This window comes from Metallosphaera javensis (ex Hofmann et al. 2022), assembly GCF_022064045.1.
Lineage (GTDB): Archaea > Thermoproteota > Thermoprotei_A > Sulfolobales > Sulfolobaceae > Metallosphaera > Metallosphaera javensis.
The window spans coordinates 1-15,444 of the sequence record NZ_JAKNCW010000001.1; the positions used below are offsets into that span (position 1 = coordinate 1).

Genomic DNA, 15,444 nt, shown 5'->3' on the forward strand with positions numbered 1-15,444 from the left:
CTTATCTCTAGACCGATGATGGGGCCCAGGGCGGGTCCCAGCCCTGAAATTGATCCAACAACCTGAGCCATATACATTCTGGATTTAGAGAAACTATTTATCCTTTGCCGTGATATCTAGGGTATTATATCTCTGTGGGTCTGTTGACGGACGGTGAAGTAAGCGGAGAACCACTTCCTCAGGCTCCACTTGCTGGAGTTCCATGGGAAGTGGAAGTCCATCCCGGAGAGCCTGTGCTTCATCGTCCTGAAGACCTGTTCAACCCTGTTCCTCACGAAGGCGATGTGCTCGTGTTCAACCGATGCTGGGAAGTTGTATGCGGGGAGGTCGTGGACGTAACTGGCCTTCACCCTTAGCTTAACCTCTCTCACTGCCCCTACTAGCTCGTCCAGACCTGACCTGGCCTCGTGAAGAAGGGCAAGACCCCCGTGTTAAGACCCATCACGACCCATAGATGGTACACCACGCCCTTCACAGCTTGGTCTCGTCCACCGAGTACTCTCCCGCTGACACGTCAACTCTCGCGCTGGACAGCCTTCTCCGGTAGTAGTGAACAGTGCTCCTGGTTAACCTGAACCTCCTGAGCGAGTGGCCCAGATAGTAACCAGCAAGGGCCCTCACCAACTCCAGGGAGTGGAACCTTGCAAGGTTATTAACCCTGAGAAGGTAACACGTTGGGTCAGGACGGGGAGAGACGCGATATTCACGCTCTCACCCAAACTTAACCCGTCCTGGCCCAACTTAAATTGTCTATTATAGCAATATTGTTGGACACACTCCTGTGAAATCTAGTTTAGATTTATTAATAGGTGAATATCACCATTATTTAGAGTGCGGCCGTAGTCCAGCCTGGATTAGGACGCTGGCCTCCCAAGCCAGAGATCCCGGGTTCAAATCCCGGCGGTCGCACTTGTCCAATTGTGGGGGCAGAGCCCCCATGCCCTCATTTTCTTTCAGTTTTGGGTAACCCTAACTTTACCGAGATAAGGTACAAGTAAGACAACGTGATTATTCGCAAGGGGAAAAGGATGTATTACGTTAACGTATTGGAGAACGTGAACGGTGAGATGAAGGAGCTTTACCTCGCTCCTTTAGATGACGTTGTTAAGTCTTGCCTTTAGGGTTACCACTTCACGCACGCAGATAATTGGCAGCCATCAAAATAGCCTGGCTTGAAGGCAGATTATAGGAAGTATGCAAAAATCATGTAGAGTTAGGAAAAACACAGGTGCCTCATGGAGCTACTGGGAGCTCTCCCGTCCTGTCCATCCCTCTACCCTCTCGAGGCAATACTCCATAAATCTATGGCTATTGTCGAAGGTCTTTCCGTCCAGCGATTCACATTCCACCCTCATGTATATCTCGTTATCCTCAACGAAAGTTCTGAGACGATCATTGTTCAGTAGGTCGTAGACTGGTTTACCGAACATGTCCACAAGATCCACAAGGAGATACTCCTCTTCTCGACGAGGAATAAAACCCATTCACCCATTTCGATTACATTCTCGTTAGTCCCCTGAGCCTCAACGTCCAGTAGTTATAACGTGTCTTTGTTCGATCTGGACCAAGCATCACTAACTATTCCTATGTGGAGGACGTATATCTCGAACGTTGCCTAACCTGTAGAAATAGAATATCTCTATTTCCAGAATCTAGCTGATAATATAACAATTATTGCCTTGTATAAATTTGTTTATATTATTTTTAATATAGGTAAACAGATCAGTCATACCGTTCTTCCTCATGTTACCTATGGATAATAGAAATAAGTTACCCCTTACAATACATTCAGGCCGTTCATCGCCATACTCCATTTCCGGTGAGAAAAGACCAAAGATCAACATGCCTGACAGGCTTGGTACTCTCGAGCTGAGTATCTCAATCACTTTGGATGCGTTGAACACTCCCCTGTCCCAGTCATATGCGGTTAAACTTACGTGAACTATTTCTATCATAGTATATGATTTAATTCCGTTATTTTCCAGTCCTTTCTTAAAGGTCTCTAGGACAGATCTATCGATCTTATTAGTGCTGACCAGTAATACTTCCAATGTCGGGGTCCCTGGAGACCCTAATTCACAGACACCCTAATAAGGGTACTCCTCGGGTGTCGCCGGACCCCCACTGAACCATGCGGAACAAAAGTTTTAAGTTTAGGCTCGTAAATCTAGATCCGTGCCGCCGTAGCTCAGCCCGGGAGAGCACCCGGCTGAAGACTTTGGTTTAGAGACCGGGTTGTCCGGGGTTCAAGTCCCCGCGGCGGCACTTACGTGGTTCTCAAGTTTGATTGAAAGGATTTAACGTTCTTATAAAGAGAAGGTAATTTAATGCCCAACGTTTTTTATTTAACGCTTAAGTTCCCCAACTAAGTAGTTGGCAGGATGAGGGTAAACGTAAAAACTACTAACGAGTTAATTGAGGGACACGGTCAACATGGTTAACACGGACGCGGTAGTCAAGACTCTTCGTGAGGGAGTGTGGGGAAGACAATGCTATTCGAGTTCGTGGAGAGGTTCGCCAGGGAGAGGAAGGGTCTGCTTAGGGAGATCGCGATGGATCTGGAGGGGAGGTGCAGGACCATGTATTTACCGTCTAGCGTGCTTTACGAAGGGAATTACTGGTGGACTCCTTCCTCCTTAATTCTCCCGGGAAGACCAGCCTGGAGATCATGATGGAGAAGCACAGGCTCAACGCTGTGAGCCTTGGACCTGTGGATAGGTTGAAAGTGTTCGTGAAGGCTAGGATTAGGGCGAGGACTAGGAGGTTCCAGGAAAGGTGGACCAAGAAGAGGACCAAGTCACACTTCGGCCTGAAGATCTTCTTCAATTTCCACGACGCTCTTCGTTCACCTTGGGGCAGAGTTCGCCAACTTCCTCGAAGTGAGGGTTGTCCAGAAAGGGACTTAAGCTCGTGGACCGGAATTTCAATGGACGCGGTACCTTCGCTTCCCCGTGCCTAGAGGGGCACTGGAGGCCCTACGCTGAGAGCAACATCAGGAACGAGGCATTCATCTACATGATAGACATCACGTACGATATGGTTCACTTCCTCTCTATCCAGAGGAGGACTCCTCTCCACCTACGGGCAATACAGCTCCCCTGACGTCCTGGAACGTGAAGGGTCAGGGCGTACACTATTTTAAAAATTAAGTATACCAACCAAACTCACTATAGATTTCTCCATTCAAATACGATTCTATAGCTCTCCTTACATATTGCACCATATTTTGTGGTAAACTTGATAATAAAAACCAATCTAAGGCGTCAGCTTTATCTGGTTCCATAATTTTTGGTTCGACACCAATTTTTGAAGTTCTAAAGAAGAAATCAACTCTTTCTTGGTTTTCAAACCTATGCATAAAATAAACTGGCTTTAATTCCTCTGGTTTGAAATCAACTCCTAACTCTTCTTTTGCTTCTCTAATTATAGCATTAGTAGCGCTTTCTTTTGCATCTACATGACCAGCTGGAACACTCCAATAACCATCCATATAACCAGTATTATATCTCCTTTGAAGTAAAATTTTATCATTTACAATCCAAAAGAGATGTACAGACAAAACCTGCGGATAATACTTTCTCATAATCTATGTTTGTTATAAGAGTTTTTAAATTTAATTGAAGTATTTTACCCTTATTATAGTTAAAATTAGCAAAATAAGAACAATCAAAAGAATAAAAATAAAAATATAACTAGGATAATAAAATGATATAAACAGAAAAATGGAAAGTGACAGAGAAGATTCTCTGGTGAGAAGAAATGTACATGCAAAAATTTCTTTCTTTTTCATTAACTATATTTACTTATAAAAACGCTGAAAGAGGATATAAACTCGGTATCTCCATAGATCATGAGAGAATCGGGATGAATCTTTCTTTACTATTGATGTGTTAGGGAAAGAGTACTACGGAAAAGGAGGGAGCGTGTCCGTAGTCTCTTCATAAAGTTATAAATTCTGGCATTAGCCCCCTCTTCCACAGAACGAGACCTACGGAGTACCTCATCATCTCAAAGCTTCTGTTAACCCTAGTTGCCCTCTTGAACCTCACGAGCCTGTCCCTGAGGGATTCGTTGGGGTTAACGGGTGACACCACCCTGTGTTCGGAGAGGAAATAGAGATGTAGTCGTCCGTGACCCTGTCCCCTTTTCAGATGCGCGAGCTCCTGAAACACTCGCTCCTGTCTCCCACGGAGAACGCGACGTACATTCCCTTCCTTGATACGAATCCCGTAGACCCACGGGTAAAACGCCTTCACGTTCCTCCTGAAAGTTCACATCTCGTCCATCTTCACGTCCTCGTTTAGCTCATCCTTGGCCTTCCTTCATTCCACTAGCTTTGCTCACTCTTCCCTCCGTACCTCTTGATCCACGTGAAGACCGTGCCAAGGGGGACCTGAAGTACCCTGGAGATCTCATGCTCATCCCGTTCGCGTACATCCTGAGGGCCCTCTCCCTCACGCTCCTATCGTAACGATGTTTAGCTCCCTCCACGTCCTCCCGCACTCCCTGCACAGGTAGAACTGCCTCCCCATTATCTTCCCGTTCTTAACCACGTGATTCCACAAGAGGGACAGCGAACGTCCCTGTAAACAGGTTTCCTTCCCCTCCTGGCCATAAGTGATATCCCTTTACAAATATTTATACCTTAATGACGACACTATGGACGCACTCTACGCTATCATGTTAATCAATGACTCGTTAGTTTAACTAATCTAACACTGAGTGTCCTGGGTTCAAGTCCCCGCGGCGGCACTCACACGCTTTTAGATATCCACTACAAACGTAATCTCAACCTTTCCGTTTGTCTTTATGGACATTTCGTGATATGTCATTGCCTTGACCACAGTTCTTCTTTCGTGTTTCTTCTCATCAAACCTCTCTCCAAAGGCCTGGGCCTTCAAGCTTAATCCGTCTATTTTGACCTGAAATTTGCTGAATAATAATAACTCCGTATCGTAATAGAACAAAAGAGATTCAATCCATCTATAAAGAAGATTCTCAAGGTCATATCCCTCCACTTCCACATCCACTGAAACCTTTGGCTCCACCTTGGAGGTGTCAGTCATGATCTCAAAAACAGCCAGCGCTGAGTTCTCAAATGCCTCTTCTAGAGTATTTCCCCACGCCTTAATTCCCACATCTGCCGTATGATCAAAGAACTGGAAACCCATAACAGATTTTATAACCCCGAGAACTTTAACGTTATAGATTAACATGGGAGGAAGACAAAAAACTACTATATTCATGAATAAGGAAGTGAAGAAAGAGAAGAAGCAATCTAATCAGCAAGCCCAGAAGTGATTCTTGGAAGCAGAAATATAGCCAAGGCTATGACCAAGGAAATTATAGAGAGACCCAGATTTTTTGTTTCGATATAGGAGATTATGGACGCATAAACTAGCAGGAAAATCATCAAGGTCCTCGATTTCATATTATAACACCTAGAGGAAATCCACAGGTATAGGTAGCCTTGAATACGACCCCGATATAACTGATCCGATTCCCACGGATAGCGAGGCCAGAATACCTAGATAGACCAGGGGCATTAACACTGTTCCCTCAATATAAGCCGGAATAACTTGAGTAGCGAGTACAGTGAGATTATCTGCAGAACCCACAGTGCTTTGAAGGACATTCACGTTGAAGGCACTGAGGAAGGAGGGCAAGAGCGGAAGGCCTACATAGAAAACTATGGAAAAACCTATGAACGATCCGCCGATTGACCTCCCTATCCTAAATGGAATTGATATCATCAGTATACCCAGAGCTAAGATGAGTCCTACATAGTTATACACCAGCTGAGATATAACAATTAGGGTCCCTGTGATGCTCATGAAACCTGATATTAATGACAGGAATAGGCTAAGGGGTCCCACTATTGGGTTTATTCCTCCGTATGGAAAGGAGGTTATGGTGGCGTAAAGGGTCCTTATCAAGGTGTAAACCTGAAGCTCTCCAGTCAGAAGCTGGTAAAGCCAGCTGATATAGTAGGTCCAATTGATCCCCAGATAATTTCCCAGCTGAACCACGAACAGAATTAAGGTTTCGTATAGATTAACTAAAATTGAGGAATATATCCCATCAACAATAAGTTTGGGCCCCCACTTTTTGACCCCATAAACGGGTACTGGAATTGCCATCAGAAGAGTCCCGAGAAAGTATGTAAGTCCGGCCAGATCTTGTGAAATTGAAAGAATTTGAAAAACATTCATTAAAATCACCTAGAATTGACCCGCGAAATAGGAGATCAGGGCAAATACCGTGGTTCCTAGGGCCAGCCAGAATGCTGCCATTATGGCATCCTCAATGAAATCCTGACCTGCTCTTTTCACCTTAAATATTGGAATTGGCGATCCTCTTAACGCCCATCCAATGGCCCAAGCTAATATAAAAACACTCCACGATATCTCCGTAACCTGGGTTGTCAACTGTTGTATGAAAGATTCTACTCCAGCCATCAATCATTTCTATGCTAATTATTTACGGGGAGTCAACTGAATGTGAGAATCCAAAAAATATTCGATAAGGCCCAATACCCTCTCGGGAGAAAGTTTGGCGGTATTAATCACCAAATCATAGAGGGAGAGATCCTGAATATCTATTCCGTAATATTTCCAGAATCTGTAGTAGTGACTCTGTTCCCTCTCTAGGATACTCAACAATGCCTTTTCATAGGAGATACCGTCTCTCTTTGAGATTCTTCTCGCCCTTTCGTCCAATGGTGCCCACAGGTAAATACTAACTGTGGATTCCCCGGCAAGTATCCACCCAGCTATATGGGATTCAATCACAACATTGGATATCTTGGCTTGGTTTAGTATCTCCCTATCAATAACCTTGTCTATATCGAAGTCCTTCTCAGCCTCCCTGTTTAGAGAAAGTAGATCCAAACCCATTGCCGATGCTTTCTCCCTAAAAATTTGACCTCCTGAAATAAATCTAAGCCCGTACTTGAGGGACAGGGATTTAGCTATCGTGGTTTTCCCGCTTCCTGATGGTCCGCTAACCACAATTATCATGAAATTCCTCTCATTGATAATTTAATGAGGTTCTGGAGACATTTGTGGCAAAGATAGCCTCCGAACATCCGCTGTTTTGATCCCACGTTACCTCTCAGAGGTTTCTTGCACATAGCGCACTTTGCTACACCCTGCTTCTTTTTCCTGAAGATAACCCCAGTTTTAGAGGAAGGTAGCCTTCTATAAACCTTCTTTAAAGAAGATGTCCTCTGATAAGGCTTCATGAGATCACCTTTGTAGATCATTTTGGGGTTTAGTTTATATTTGCTTTGGGCCTGCGCAAGGACAGTGGAGTGAAAAGTAAGAACGATAGAATGTAGACTAGAATGGGACCTTCAAGCACCACATGCTTGGACGAAACAGTTTGTGTTAAAACCGGGATAGAAAATGGCAGATAAACTGGAAAATTCATTGAAAAAATAAAAAATAAACCAAGAATATATAGACCAAGAAGGGCAAAGGATTGTAACATGGAATAGAAATATAATCCACTATTATATTTTCTTATATCTTTGGAAAGTTTTCTATACACTCTTTCCCTTCTCTTCGAGGTAATTTTGTTTATCCTAGAGTTAAGGTCCTCAAGAACTACCATATACTGTAAAATTTTCCTTGAGATATAATACCTGTAGAGCAGATATAAAACAAGATTCAGAACAAAAGAAAAAAGGAAAATCTCAAGTATTTGTGCAATCATCCTAAACCAGCGACTTAATTATTTGATGCGCAGCTATTGATGGATCCCCTTCCACGTTTTTCACGACCTTTACCGAAGCGCCAACCAGAACAGCTGAGGCCATGGCGGAATATCTTGCAAAATCCATAGTTTCCCTGATTACTGCAGGATCCGAGTAGTCGGTCCTAGCCCTGGTTTTGTCGTTCTCCTGCCTCTTCAGGATCAGCTCAGGGTCACTCTCTATGAGAAATATCACCTGAGGTTGAAGTATCTCCACAATATGTTTTGGTAAACCTGGCAGATAACCTCCTGGAGTGCGAACCACTGCGTGGGTATCTAGAAATGAGAGACCGTCTCCTAGAGACGATGCGTCCTTATATATGTTCTTCGCTGCTTCAAGCTGGAGTTGTCTCTGCACTGCAAGCGGTAATTTCCTCATTTCGTCCCTGTTATTAACATATTTTAGTTCCATTGCCGTCTTTAGCATGTAGTCACCATAGTTCATTATTAAAAATTTTGAATTTTCCTTGGAAAGGATTTCCTTAATGGTATTAAGAATTGTTGTCTTACCAACACCAGGTATCCCAGTTACGATACCCAACTTCACGGCTATTCACCTATCAATCTCTTTAACAAGGGATACATCTCTATAGATCTTTCGTATGCTAACAGACTATAGTACTGCATTGCAATGGAGACCGCCAAGAGGATACCCACACCTGTACCGTATACCCCCAACAGTGTAGCTCCCACAGCTATCACGCTAACGATTAGGGAACTAAAGAACGCCAGAGGATAAATGTACTTAGCCAAGATGGCCTCTATCATTTTTGGGTTATTCCTCATACCGGGAATCTCTATTCCAGCGTCCACAAGATTTTGTGCTTGGGTAGCTGGATCTAGACCAGATACTTCTACCCAAACTATTCCGAACAATATGCCCAGTACAATAAAAACTACAGAATAAATGACAGCTCCTATAGGATCCAATACTACGGCGTAAACACTATGTGGAATTGTGGTGCTGGGTGGTGGAAATATAAACGCGGATTGAATGGCATTAAGAACGCTACTGGCTGAAGAAGATATGTAGGAGGTTAAAGAGGAGAATAGCTCTATATCTGCACCAAGTACGCTGACGAAAATGACAGGTATGCTACTCACGTAAAGGAAATTAAGCGGAATCGTTCTTCTTATTCCTCTCAACTTCTGGGAGGTAATTGGTATTTGAACGTTTATAGAAGTAAGATATATTATCAGAAATATCAGCCCTATAGTTGTTACAAGTCCCACCAGGTCTGGCTGGAAAGCCTTAGTGGTGTTAACTATCAGATTGAGGAGATTACCGTGATCTATTATGGTTGTAACCAAGGATGGGAAGAATCCAACTGGAAGGTTCTGGGACTGAACGTTAACTATTCCAAACATGTACCAGAATATAATCTTCATTGTTCCGGCTAAGATGAATAGACTGACCCCTGAGCCAAGTCCCCAGCCCTTCTGTATTAGTTCGTCAAGCAAAAGTATGAGATAGGTGGCCACAATTAGTTGCCCAGCTACTATCAACGGAATGTTAATGTTTGAGAGTCCACTTGACCTAGTTAGCGCGAAAGCGAACAGGAATGATTCTAAGAGAATGAAAAGGAAAGCCAGACCCTTCTGTGCCTCTGTAAACTTGGCCTTATCATCCTCATTATTCAAGTTAAGGTTGAGAAGTTTAGATCCAACCAGAATCTGCATTATTAAGCCCGCGGTAATTATGGGACCTATTCCCAATTGGGCTAACGTTCCCGCCGTGGATGCAAATATAACCTGTTCTAGGAGAAAATTGCTAAGAGAGGTGCTCTGGATCCCGTAAAGAGGAACTGAAGACATTAAAAGGTAAACTACTACCCCTACGATGGACCATAATAGCTTCTTGTTTAATGTTGGCTTTTCGTCAGGCTTTCTAACAGCTGGAAGTACCTGACCTAGCTTGGCCAGTGCGTCCGTAAGTGACATGAACTAATCAAAACAGTTAGCTTTGGGGGGTTAAAATAACTTGCCCACCAGATTTTTCTATCTTTTCTTTTGCTTTATTGGTCACTGCCGATACTTTAACGATCATGGAAATCTTAACTTGACCTCCTCCCAATAACTTATCATATCCTAACTTTTCAAGATCCACCTCAAATTTTCCATCCTTATTTGTAACTTGTATCTTTCCGGACTCGATTAACTCTCCAAGTTTCCTTAAGGATATTGCATTTAATTTTCTCGCTGTAGGATTGATAAATCCATGTTTCCCATACCAATCCTTTCCATACTTTACTATCCACGACCACTTCTCCTTATGCATTCCCACATGTCTTCCACCCTCAGCACCTCTATCCCTATGTTGCCCCTTTGTACCCCAGCCCATGGTCCTATGGGCTCTCATCTTCCTAGATTTTTTTGCACGTCTAACTACCATCTTATACCATCCTCCTTACAAGTTCATTTATTTTTTCTCCCCTATAGCCTAGTTCGCCTCCGGATCCAATGAAGGAGTTGATTTTACCCTTAAATCCTTTCCTAGGTGGATGAAGCCTTATTGGTAATTTTAAGGAGGAAATGGAATTCAGTTTAATCTCCCCTTCCACAAGCTTCTTGATGAAGTCCTCCATGGATAATCCTAACTCCTTCTCCACAAACTGCTGATCAATTACACCCTTAGCAGTCTCAATCCTAGCCAATAACGCCTTAGCGCCATCCATGTTGAGCTCGCCCCAAGTAACGTAGGATTGAACCTTTCTTATCATACCCACAATATCATCTCTTTTTGGATATACCATAGCGCTGTATTGCTTGCCTAACCTCAGCATCTCCAAGACCTCCTGAAGATCCCACGGCGCGGAGGCATTTCCCCTTATTCTTACGACAAGAATTGATGGCATAACCTTCACTTCCTCCTTGCCCAATCTATTGGAGTAACGAATCTATATGTGTTATAGAGGGCTTTGTACCCTGCCATAATGAAATTGTCGGTAGTCCTAGTCTCACCCCTGCTAAATGACCAAACGTCCTTTATTCCAGCATAGGTTAGCAATGTCTTCAAAACCCCTCCCGCAACCAGACCGGTTCCCTTGGGCGCAGGCCTTAGCACCACCTCCGCACTGCCAGATTTTCCGGATACCAGGAAGGGCAAACTATGCGATTCACCGCATGTACATTCCCAGCTTCCGCATCCCCTCCTGACAGGGATCACGTGCATCTTAGCATCTCTGACCGCCTTCTGGATAGCTACCCTTAACTGCTTTGATTTACCTACTCCTATGCTCACATAGCCGTCATAATTACCCATCACTACCAATACCTTATACCTAGATAACTCTCCTGCATCCGTCTGTTTCTGTACCATTCCTATATCAATTACTTCGTACTTCATATTGGGCAACAGAACGTCAATGATTTCGGGTTCCACAATACTCATGTTCCTAGCATAGAGCTCCTTTATGGAGGTTATCTTACCCTCCTTTACTAACTGCCCGATTTTAGTCCTAGGCTTCCACTCCTCTACATTTGAAACAGGCACTTCCTCTGCCATCATTTCTCACCTGACTTAATCGAATTCAGAACCTCCTTGAAATGGGAGGGCAGATCCTTAGGATCCAAACCTCTTGCCAAATACCTTGAGAACAACCTTCTGTATTTCTCGGGATCCTCCTGCTCAAGCTTCTGTGCATATTCAGCTACATGCTTTCCTGTGATCCTTTCATTACTAACTCCGACATCTCCCATGGGAACCTTAACACCACTGTCAATAACTCCCTTCAATGCGTAGAATATCCTTGCTCCCTTAGTGGGAGTGAATAACCCAATGTCCGCATTGGCCATGGTCATCCCTGATTTCTTAGCTCTGAGACCAGCTAAGTATCCAGTTAAATAACAAGCAGTGGAATTATTTTCGTCGCCCTTCCAACCGAACTTCTCAAGTTCCCTTGAATGGGCAGCGGCCACAGTTACATCCCCCTTCGGGTCAAATTTCATAAACTGAACTATCACATATTTATTTGTCAATCTAACAACCACCCGATCAGTCCTGTTCAGCACATAAGTATATCTCCTGTAATAGTTGGTTTTTCCTTCTCTCCTTCTTCTAAACTTAACCTTGTAATTTGGACCTTGTGCCATCTACGATCACTCCTTCAATTTACCCATCTGCTTAAGCACAGTCTTTACATCGTTGAGGTTCTTAAATGTGCCTCCCTTGGCTTTGATGTATAGGGTTCTATAGGTTCTCGAATCTATAACCTCGTGGTCCCTCAACCACTTCAGGTATTTTCTGATCTTTCTAATTCTAGCAATCCACTCCTCCTTTCTTCCCGTTCTGGCCCCCTTCCTTCCCTTTTTGCTCCCGGTCTTTCTGCCCTCTCCTTTCCTCTTTCTGCTACGTCTTCTTTCCTTTACTCTTCCTCTACTATTACCGCGAGTTGATAGAATTACAATCTTGCCGTCTTTTATCAATCTCTTTATCTCCTCCCTAGTCAGGGCACCTGCAACTTCATCGATATATTCTGGGGGAATTCTCACCCTACTAACTCCAGCGTTCTTAATGTCCGCAGCCAACCTTTTCTGAAGCTCAAGTTCCGCCATGTTCATTCACCATTAGCTATACGAAATCCCATTTCCTTCGCCTTATTTATTATTTCTAATCTTTTCTTCAGACCTACCTTTCCAGAAATTCGCAGGATAATCTTATCCTTACTATCCTTAAGCGATTCAACTTCATTCACATTATTCACTATAACTTCCCTCAAACCTGACGGATGTAGGTATCTAATCACCTTGGGGCTCCTAAACCCCACCATAACTGGTTTAGGAAAGCCCTTTATTCTCAGCCTAGTCTTGTTATCTTGTCCCCTAGTTCTTCTCCATCTCTCCTGTCTTTCCAGCCTGAAGTACTTATCCCAATCATATCTAAGGAATTTTGGGAGAAGCGCCTTATGTTTTAATTTCATTTTATATATCTTTTTCTTATTTAATTTCATCTCAGTTTTCATTATGAGATCACCTCTTTCTTATAAATATAAATGCCATCTGAAAATATTCTTCTGTCGAAATCCCTAATCTTAGTGACGGTTTCTATATTAGCTGCTGTCTGAGATACTTTTTCAAGATCTATCCCTTCTACCACTATATCCTCACCTTTCACCGTCACCTTTACCCCTGGCATGATCTTAGCTACCCTTACGTTCTTTTCTCCAATAAGGTTAGTGACCTGCACCTCGTCATTAACGACCTTCACGGTTGTAGGGAAGTGTGTGAATATAATTTTTAGATAGTATCTGTAACCATTTTGAACTCCAGTGAACATATTTTTGATATGTCTCACTATACTATATGCAGTAGCTTTCTCCTTCCTTCCAAGGAAAGACGCTTCAAGCACTATCTTGCCGTCCTGAAGGGAGATGTCAAGGAAACGAGCGAAGGAAAAGTCTCTTGATAGTTCCCCTTTCTTACCCTTCACCTTTACTACTTTTCCATCAATACTGACAGTTACCCCGGCAGGTACCTGAATCTCTTCCCTGAACGATACCATCTGCATCTATTTCACCTCAATAAACGTAACCTAGGACTATACCTCCTGTTCTTTGTCTGGCTGCTTCCTTGTGTGTCATAACTCCCTTGGGTGTTGATACTATGATCACTCCTATCTCCTTAGATGGTAGGTATCTCCTAATGTAATCTGGGAGGCTGATCATTTCCCTATAGGTCAGGGAATAACGCGGGGTTATGGCACCGCATTTGTTAATTCTGCCCATCAATTGGACCACGATCTTTCCCCATCTACCGTCATCTATATATTCAAACTCACCTACGTATCCCTCCTTCTGCATGACACGAAGAACATTCACTATCAGTTTCGAAGATGGCATTATGATGGCCTGCTTGTTCCTCCTAGTCTCATTATTATACAGGGAGCTTAGTGCGTTTGATAGAGTGTTAATTACTGTCATCTAACATCACCTCAACCTCTTGAATCCCAACGGATAGGCTACTTCCCTGAAACATTGCCTGCACAGATATATCCCGTATTTTTGGATCACGGAGTCAGTACTCCCGCACCTTCTGCAGTACTGAACTCCTTTTCCATGCTTCCTCTCAGCCGGTGGTTTATACTTACCCATTCATATCACCTCAAACAATAGTAACCCCAAAGTTTTCCGTGAGGAATTTCATGGATTCCTCCTTCCTCACCCTCACGGAATTTGGAATTCTAGATTTCTTCCTTTTTCTCTCGCTTACTCTGAAACCTGGACGCTGAAAGGTTATAGCCACGTCCAGTCCAAATATACCTACTTCGGGATCATAACGGGTACCAGGAATTACCACATGCTCTGCAATTCCGAAACTAACGTTTCCGTGCCTATCGAAGCTACTGGATTTTATCTTATAGTTCACGGCAGCTAGCACCTTTTTCAGAAACTCTTCTGCCTTTTCATGGCGCAAGGTCACCATCACCCCTATGGGAGCACCCTTCCTCACGTCAAATTCCTTAATTGACTTCTTAGCCTTGGTGTAAACAGGCTTAGCCCCTGTTAGTTCCTCCAACAGTTGATAGGCCTTCTGTAATCTTTCGCCAGACTCACCTAGTCCAATATTTACGGTTACCTTTGAAATTCTTATATTTCTCATTGGATTTTGTTTAGTTACCTGCTCCATTTACTCCACCTTCACCTCAGGTTTCTCCTCTCCTATTACCATTGCATTTTCAAGGTTAGTCTCATACTCGGATCCGTCAGGGCTCCTGATCACAACTATTGAGTACCTTCTAGTCTTGTATGGTGATGACTGGATTCTTTTTAATTGGCCAATAACGCCAGCATTCTTTCCACCCACTGCCATCACGTAAACGTTTTCTTTGAATCCATACGTGGCTAAGATTTCTTGCTTCGGTATGGATATCTTCAGAGTAGTTAGGGTGGGAAGCTTAAACATCTCTGTTGAGTCCTTGTTTACCAAAATATTCCTCCCATCCTCAAGGTTCAACTGAAGTAGACCTCCCTTTACGACAGTCTTTTTTAACAATCTCACCAATTTGAATTTACTCTCCTCTTCTGAAATCTTTACAGGTTTAAGAAGCCTCACGCGGTCAGGAACAACCCTCAAGTACAAATCAGCGTGAGGAATGGCAACGACGTCCATCAGACCCACGGGGTACTTATAGTCGCGCCTAATCCTACCATCTACTAACACCTTTCCATCTGAGATTATCTTTTTGGATTCCTTGAGAGATGACGTAAATGCCAAGTAATCCCTAAGAAGCAAACCCAGTGGAATGCTTCTATGCAGCGGATGAGGTCCTGGAGATGCCCTAACGGTCCATTTATACTCCTTCTTACTTGCCCTTAGAAACCAAGGAGCTTCTAACCTAGTAATATGGGTCATTGTGCCTTACCCCCTTGCTCATCCTTTTGTTTTGAAGCCTTCCTGTTTATGATATCTTTTCTTTTCGGATCATTTGTGTTCAGCTTAGTTATTTCAACTTTAGAAGCATGAATCTTAATATACACAGGAGTTCCGTCGGCCTTCTTCCTTGTAAGACCCTCTATGGCTACTCTGCCTGAATCAGGGAAGACCTGTGTAACCTTTCCTTCAAAACCGAAGTTCTCTCCTCTCATAACCCTCACCGTATCATCCTTCCTGATCCCGATCCTCTTTATCCCATACTCCTTGGATAGTTCCTCGGAGAGGGGAGCCACAAGCTTGGAAGATGCCATATGGATC

Annotated in this window: 26 protein-coding genes, 2 tRNA genes and 2 pseudogenes; 5 read left to right on the top strand and 25 right to left on the bottom strand. The window is 43.5% G+C overall.

Features of this window, described 5'->3' with window-relative positions; translation table 11 throughout:
• Window positions 1-116: 116 nt before the first annotated feature.
• Window positions 117-669: pseudogene (locus tag L3N51_RS00005) on the bottom strand (IS6 family transposase); the annotation flags it as partial.
• 164 nt (window positions 670-833) lie between these two features.
• Between L3N51_RS00005 and L3N51_RS00010 the strand changes: the two are divergent.
• A tRNA-Gly gene (locus L3N51_RS00010) sits at window positions 834-909 on the top strand.
• 95 nt (window positions 910-1,004) lie between these two features.
• A complete protein-coding gene (locus L3N51_RS00015) occupies window positions 1,005-1,121 on the top strand; it encodes a putative integrase (protein WP_238024579.1) in 117 nt (38 codons plus the stop codon).
• A gap of 120 nt (window positions 1,122-1,241) precedes the next feature.
• Here L3N51_RS00015 and L3N51_RS00020 read toward each other — a convergent pair whose 3' ends face one another.
• Window positions 1,242-1,484, bottom strand: a complete 243-nt coding sequence (locus L3N51_RS00020; RefSeq protein ID WP_238024580.1) for a hypothetical protein — start codon at window positions 1,482-1,484, stop codon at window positions 1,242-1,244.
• A 168-nt stretch (window positions 1,485-1,652) separates the two neighbouring features.
• On the bottom strand, window positions 1,653-2,051 hold the full coding sequence (locus L3N51_RS00025; protein WP_238024581.1) for a hypothetical protein: 399 nt from the start codon (window positions 2,049-2,051) through the stop codon (window positions 1,653-1,655).
• A 126-nt stretch (window positions 2,052-2,177) separates the two neighbouring features.
• Here L3N51_RS00025 and L3N51_RS00030 point away from each other — a divergent pair.
• The 3 genes from L3N51_RS00030 (at window position 2,178) to L3N51_RS00040 (ending at window position 2,959) form a co-directional block, all read left to right on the top strand.
• Window positions 2,178-2,265: transfer RNA gene (locus L3N51_RS00030), tRNA-Phe, on the top strand.
• A 224-nt stretch (window positions 2,266-2,489) separates the two neighbouring features.
• Window positions 2,490-2,672, top strand: coding sequence for a hypothetical protein (locus L3N51_RS00035; protein ID WP_238024582.1), 183 nt, complete (start codon window positions 2,490-2,492; stop codon window positions 2,670-2,672).
• A complete protein-coding gene (locus L3N51_RS00040; RefSeq protein ID WP_238024583.1) occupies window positions 2,621-2,959 on the top strand; it encodes a hypothetical protein in 339 nt (112 codons plus the stop codon). Before L3N51_RS00035 ends, L3N51_RS00040 begins: the two co-directional genes overlap by 52 nt.
• Window positions 2,960-3,145: 186 nt before the next feature.
• On the opposite strand, the gene L3N51_RS00045 is transcribed toward L3N51_RS00040, so the two are convergent.
• The 22 genes and pseudogenes from L3N51_RS00045 to rplX form a co-directional block, all read right to left on the bottom strand.
• A complete protein-coding gene (locus L3N51_RS00045) occupies window positions 3,146-3,583 on the bottom strand; it encodes an NUDIX hydrolase (protein ID WP_238024584.1) in 438 nt (145 codons plus the stop codon).
• Between the two features lie 355 nt (window positions 3,584-3,938).
• Window positions 3,939-4,615: pseudogene (locus L3N51_RS00050) on the bottom strand (IS1/IS1595 family N-terminal zinc-binding domain-containing protein).
• 148 nt (window positions 4,616-4,763) lie between these two features.
• Window positions 4,764-5,171 (bottom strand): archease, encoded by a 408-nt coding sequence (locus L3N51_RS00055; RefSeq protein WP_238024585.1) that lies wholly within the window; start codon window positions 5,169-5,171, stop codon window positions 4,764-4,766.
• 107 nt (window positions 5,172-5,278) lie between these two features.
• On the bottom strand, window positions 5,279-5,431 hold the full coding sequence (locus L3N51_RS00060) for a hypothetical protein (RefSeq protein ID WP_238024586.1): 153 nt from the start codon (window positions 5,429-5,431) through the stop codon (window positions 5,279-5,281).
• 10 nt (window positions 5,432-5,441) lie between these two features.
• Entirely contained in the window at window positions 5,442-6,212 is a 771-nt protein-coding gene (gene cedA / locus L3N51_RS00065) for a DNA import protein CedA (RefSeq protein WP_238024587.1), read from the bottom strand.
• Between the two features lie 9 nt (window positions 6,213-6,221).
• Window positions 6,222-6,458: a DNA import protein CedA1 gene (cedA1, locus tag L3N51_RS00070; protein WP_238024588.1), complete on the bottom strand. Its 237-nt coding sequence runs from the start codon at window positions 6,456-6,458 to the stop codon at window positions 6,222-6,224.
• Window positions 6,459-6,476: 18 nt separating this feature from the next.
• Window positions 6,477-7,019 carry a (d)CMP kinase gene (cmk, locus tag L3N51_RS00075; RefSeq protein ID WP_238024589.1) on the bottom strand — a complete coding sequence of 181 codons (543 nt, stop codon included), beginning with the start codon at window positions 7,017-7,019 and terminating at the stop codon, window positions 6,477-6,479.
• A gap of 253 nt (window positions 7,020-7,272) precedes the next feature.
• The gene (locus tag L3N51_RS00080; RefSeq protein ID WP_238024590.1) at window positions 7,273-7,614 is read right to left on the bottom strand and encodes a hypothetical protein; all 342 of its coding nucleotides are present in this window, start codon (window positions 7,612-7,614) and stop codon (window positions 7,273-7,275) included.
• A gap of 103 nt (window positions 7,615-7,717) precedes the next feature.
• Window positions 7,718-8,302 (bottom strand): adenylate kinase, encoded by a 585-nt coding sequence (locus L3N51_RS00085; RefSeq protein WP_238024591.1) that lies wholly within the window; start codon window positions 8,300-8,302, stop codon window positions 7,718-7,720.
• A 2-nt stretch (window positions 8,303-8,304) separates the two neighbouring features.
• A complete protein-coding gene (gene secY, locus L3N51_RS00090; protein WP_238024592.1) occupies window positions 8,305-9,696 on the bottom strand; it encodes a preprotein translocase subunit SecY in 1,392 nt (463 codons plus the stop codon).
• A gap of 16 nt (window positions 9,697-9,712) precedes the next feature.
• The gene (locus L3N51_RS00095) at window positions 9,713-10,147 is read right to left on the bottom strand and encodes an uL15 family ribosomal protein (RefSeq protein WP_238024593.1); all 435 of its coding nucleotides are present in this window, start codon (window positions 10,145-10,147) and stop codon (window positions 9,713-9,715) included.
• A gap of 1 nt (window position 10,148) precedes the next feature.
• Window positions 10,149-10,610, bottom strand: a complete 462-nt coding sequence (locus tag L3N51_RS00100; protein WP_238024594.1) for a 50S ribosomal protein L30 — start codon at window positions 10,608-10,610, stop codon at window positions 10,149-10,151.
• Between the two features lie 5 nt (window positions 10,611-10,615).
• Window positions 10,616-11,260, bottom strand: coding sequence for a 30S ribosomal protein S5 (locus tag L3N51_RS00105; protein ID WP_238024595.1), 645 nt, complete (start codon window positions 11,258-11,260; stop codon window positions 10,616-10,618).
• Window positions 11,260-11,847 (bottom strand): 50S ribosomal protein L18, encoded by a 588-nt coding sequence (locus L3N51_RS00110; RefSeq protein ID WP_238024596.1) that lies wholly within the window; start codon window positions 11,845-11,847, stop codon window positions 11,260-11,262. Before L3N51_RS00110 ends, L3N51_RS00105 begins: the two co-directional genes overlap by 1 nt.
• A 6-nt stretch (window positions 11,848-11,853) precedes the next feature.
• Entirely contained in the window at window positions 11,854-12,309 is a 456-nt protein-coding gene (locus L3N51_RS00115; RefSeq protein ID WP_238024597.1) for a 50S ribosomal protein L19e, read from the bottom strand.
• 2 nt (window positions 12,310-12,311) lie between these two features.
• A complete protein-coding gene (locus L3N51_RS00120) occupies window positions 12,312-12,716 on the bottom strand; it encodes a 50S ribosomal protein L32e (protein WP_238024598.1) in 405 nt (134 codons plus the stop codon).
• Window positions 12,716-13,261, bottom strand: coding sequence for a 50S ribosomal protein L6 (locus L3N51_RS00125; RefSeq protein ID WP_238024599.1), 546 nt, complete (start codon window positions 13,259-13,261; stop codon window positions 12,716-12,718). Before L3N51_RS00125 ends, L3N51_RS00120 begins: the two co-directional genes overlap by 1 nt.
• A 10-nt stretch (window positions 13,262-13,271) precedes the next feature.
• Window positions 13,272-13,673 carry a 30S ribosomal protein S8 gene (locus L3N51_RS00130; protein ID WP_238024600.1) on the bottom strand — a complete coding sequence of 134 codons (402 nt, stop codon included), beginning with the start codon at window positions 13,671-13,673 and terminating at the stop codon, window positions 13,272-13,274.
• 6 nt (window positions 13,674-13,679) lie between these two features.
• On the bottom strand, window positions 13,680-13,844 hold the full coding sequence (locus L3N51_RS00135) for a 30S ribosomal protein S14 (protein WP_011921251.1): 165 nt from the start codon (window positions 13,842-13,844) through the stop codon (window positions 13,680-13,682).
• 10 nt (window positions 13,845-13,854) lie between these two features.
• A complete protein-coding gene (locus tag L3N51_RS00140; RefSeq protein WP_238024601.1) occupies window positions 13,855-14,379 on the bottom strand; it encodes a 50S ribosomal protein L5 in 525 nt (174 codons plus the stop codon).
• Complete coding sequence (locus L3N51_RS00145) at window positions 14,380-15,105, bottom strand: 30S ribosomal protein S4e (RefSeq protein ID WP_238024602.1); 726 nt, start codon at window positions 15,103-15,105, stop codon at window positions 14,380-14,382.
• Window positions 15,102-15,437 carry a 50S ribosomal protein L24 gene (gene rplX / locus L3N51_RS00150; RefSeq protein WP_238024603.1) on the bottom strand — a complete coding sequence of 112 codons (336 nt, stop codon included), beginning with the start codon at window positions 15,435-15,437 and terminating at the stop codon, window positions 15,102-15,104. Before rplX ends, L3N51_RS00145 begins: the two co-directional genes overlap by 4 nt.
• Window positions 15,438-15,444: the final 7 nt, after the last annotated feature.

What these genes read in the sequence shown, in the direction of transcription:
- L3N51_RS00045 (WP_238024584.1), bottom strand. Translation starts at nt 3,583, where the DNA reads ATGAGAAAGTATTATCCGCAGGTTTTGTCTGTACATCTCTTTTGGATT.
- L3N51_RS00035 (WP_238024582.1), top strand. Translation starts at nt 2,490, where the DNA reads ATGCTATTCGAGTTCGTGGAGAGGTTCGCCAGGGAGAGGAAGGGTCTG.
- L3N51_RS00020 (WP_238024580.1), bottom strand. Translation starts at nt 1,484, where the DNA reads ATGGGTTTTATTCCTCGTCGAGAAGAGGAGTATCTCCTTGTGGATCTT.
- L3N51_RS00135 (WP_011921251.1), bottom strand. Translation starts at nt 13,844, where the DNA reads ATGGGTAAGTATAAACCACCGGCTGAGAGGAAGCATGGAAAAGGAGTT.
- L3N51_RS00120 (WP_238024598.1), bottom strand. Translation starts at nt 12,716, where the DNA reads ATGAAAACTGAGATGAAATTAAATAAGAAAAAGATATATAAAATGAAA.
- L3N51_RS00140 (WP_238024601.1), bottom strand. Translation starts at nt 14,379, where the DNA reads ATGGAGCAGGTAACTAAACAAAATCCAATGAGAAATATAAGAATTTCA.
- L3N51_RS00125 (WP_238024599.1), bottom strand. Translation starts at nt 13,261, where the DNA reads ATGCAGATGGTATCGTTCAGGGAAGAGATTCAGGTACCTGCCGGGGTA.
- rplX (WP_238024603.1), bottom strand. Translation starts at nt 15,437, where the DNA reads ATGGCATCTTCCAAGCTTGTGGCTCCCCTCTCCGAGGAACTATCCAAG.
- L3N51_RS00095 (WP_238024593.1), bottom strand. Translation starts at nt 10,147, where the DNA reads ATGGTAGTTAGACGTGCAAAAAAATCTAGGAAGATGAGAGCCCATAGG.
- cedA1 (WP_238024588.1), bottom strand. Translation starts at nt 6,458, where the DNA reads ATGGCTGGAGTAGAATCTTTCATACAACAGTTGACAACCCAGGTTACG.
- L3N51_RS00115 (WP_238024597.1), bottom strand. Translation starts at nt 12,309, where the DNA reads ATGGCGGAACTTGAGCTTCAGAAAAGGTTGGCTGCGGACATTAAGAAC.
- cedA (WP_238024587.1), bottom strand. Translation starts at nt 6,212, where the DNA reads ATGAATGTTTTTCAAATTCTTTCAATTTCACAAGATCTGGCCGGACTT.
- L3N51_RS00100 (WP_238024594.1), bottom strand. Translation starts at nt 10,610, where the DNA reads ATGCCATCAATTCTTGTCGTAAGAATAAGGGGAAATGCCTCCGCGCCG.
- L3N51_RS00080 (WP_238024590.1), bottom strand. Translation starts at nt 7,614, where the DNA reads ATGGTAGTTCTTGAGGACCTTAACTCTAGGATAAACAAAATTACCTCG.
- L3N51_RS00060 (WP_238024586.1), bottom strand. Translation starts at nt 5,431, where the DNA reads ATGAAATCGAGGACCTTGATGATTTTCCTGCTAGTTTATGCGTCCATA.
- L3N51_RS00145 (WP_238024602.1), bottom strand. Translation starts at nt 15,105, where the DNA reads ATGACCCATATTACTAGGTTAGAAGCTCCTTGGTTTCTAAGGGCAAGT.
- cmk (WP_238024589.1), bottom strand. Translation starts at nt 7,019, where the DNA reads ATGATAATTGTGGTTAGCGGACCATCAGGAAGCGGGAAAACCACGATA.
- secY (WP_238024592.1), bottom strand. Translation starts at nt 9,696, where the DNA reads ATGTCACTTACGGACGCACTGGCCAAGCTAGGTCAGGTACTTCCAGCT.
- L3N51_RS00110 (WP_238024596.1), bottom strand. Translation starts at nt 11,847, where the DNA reads ATGGCACAAGGTCCAAATTACAAGGTTAAGTTTAGAAGAAGGAGAGAA.
- L3N51_RS00130 (WP_238024600.1), bottom strand. Translation starts at nt 13,673, where the DNA reads ATGACAGTAATTAACACTCTATCAAACGCACTAAGCTCCCTGTATAAT.
- L3N51_RS00105 (WP_238024595.1), bottom strand. Translation starts at nt 11,260, where the DNA reads ATGGCAGAGGAAGTGCCTGTTTCAAATGTAGAGGAGTGGAAGCCTAGG.
- L3N51_RS00055 (WP_238024585.1), bottom strand. Translation starts at nt 5,171, where the DNA reads ATGGGTTTCCAGTTCTTTGATCATACGGCAGATGTGGGAATTAAGGCG.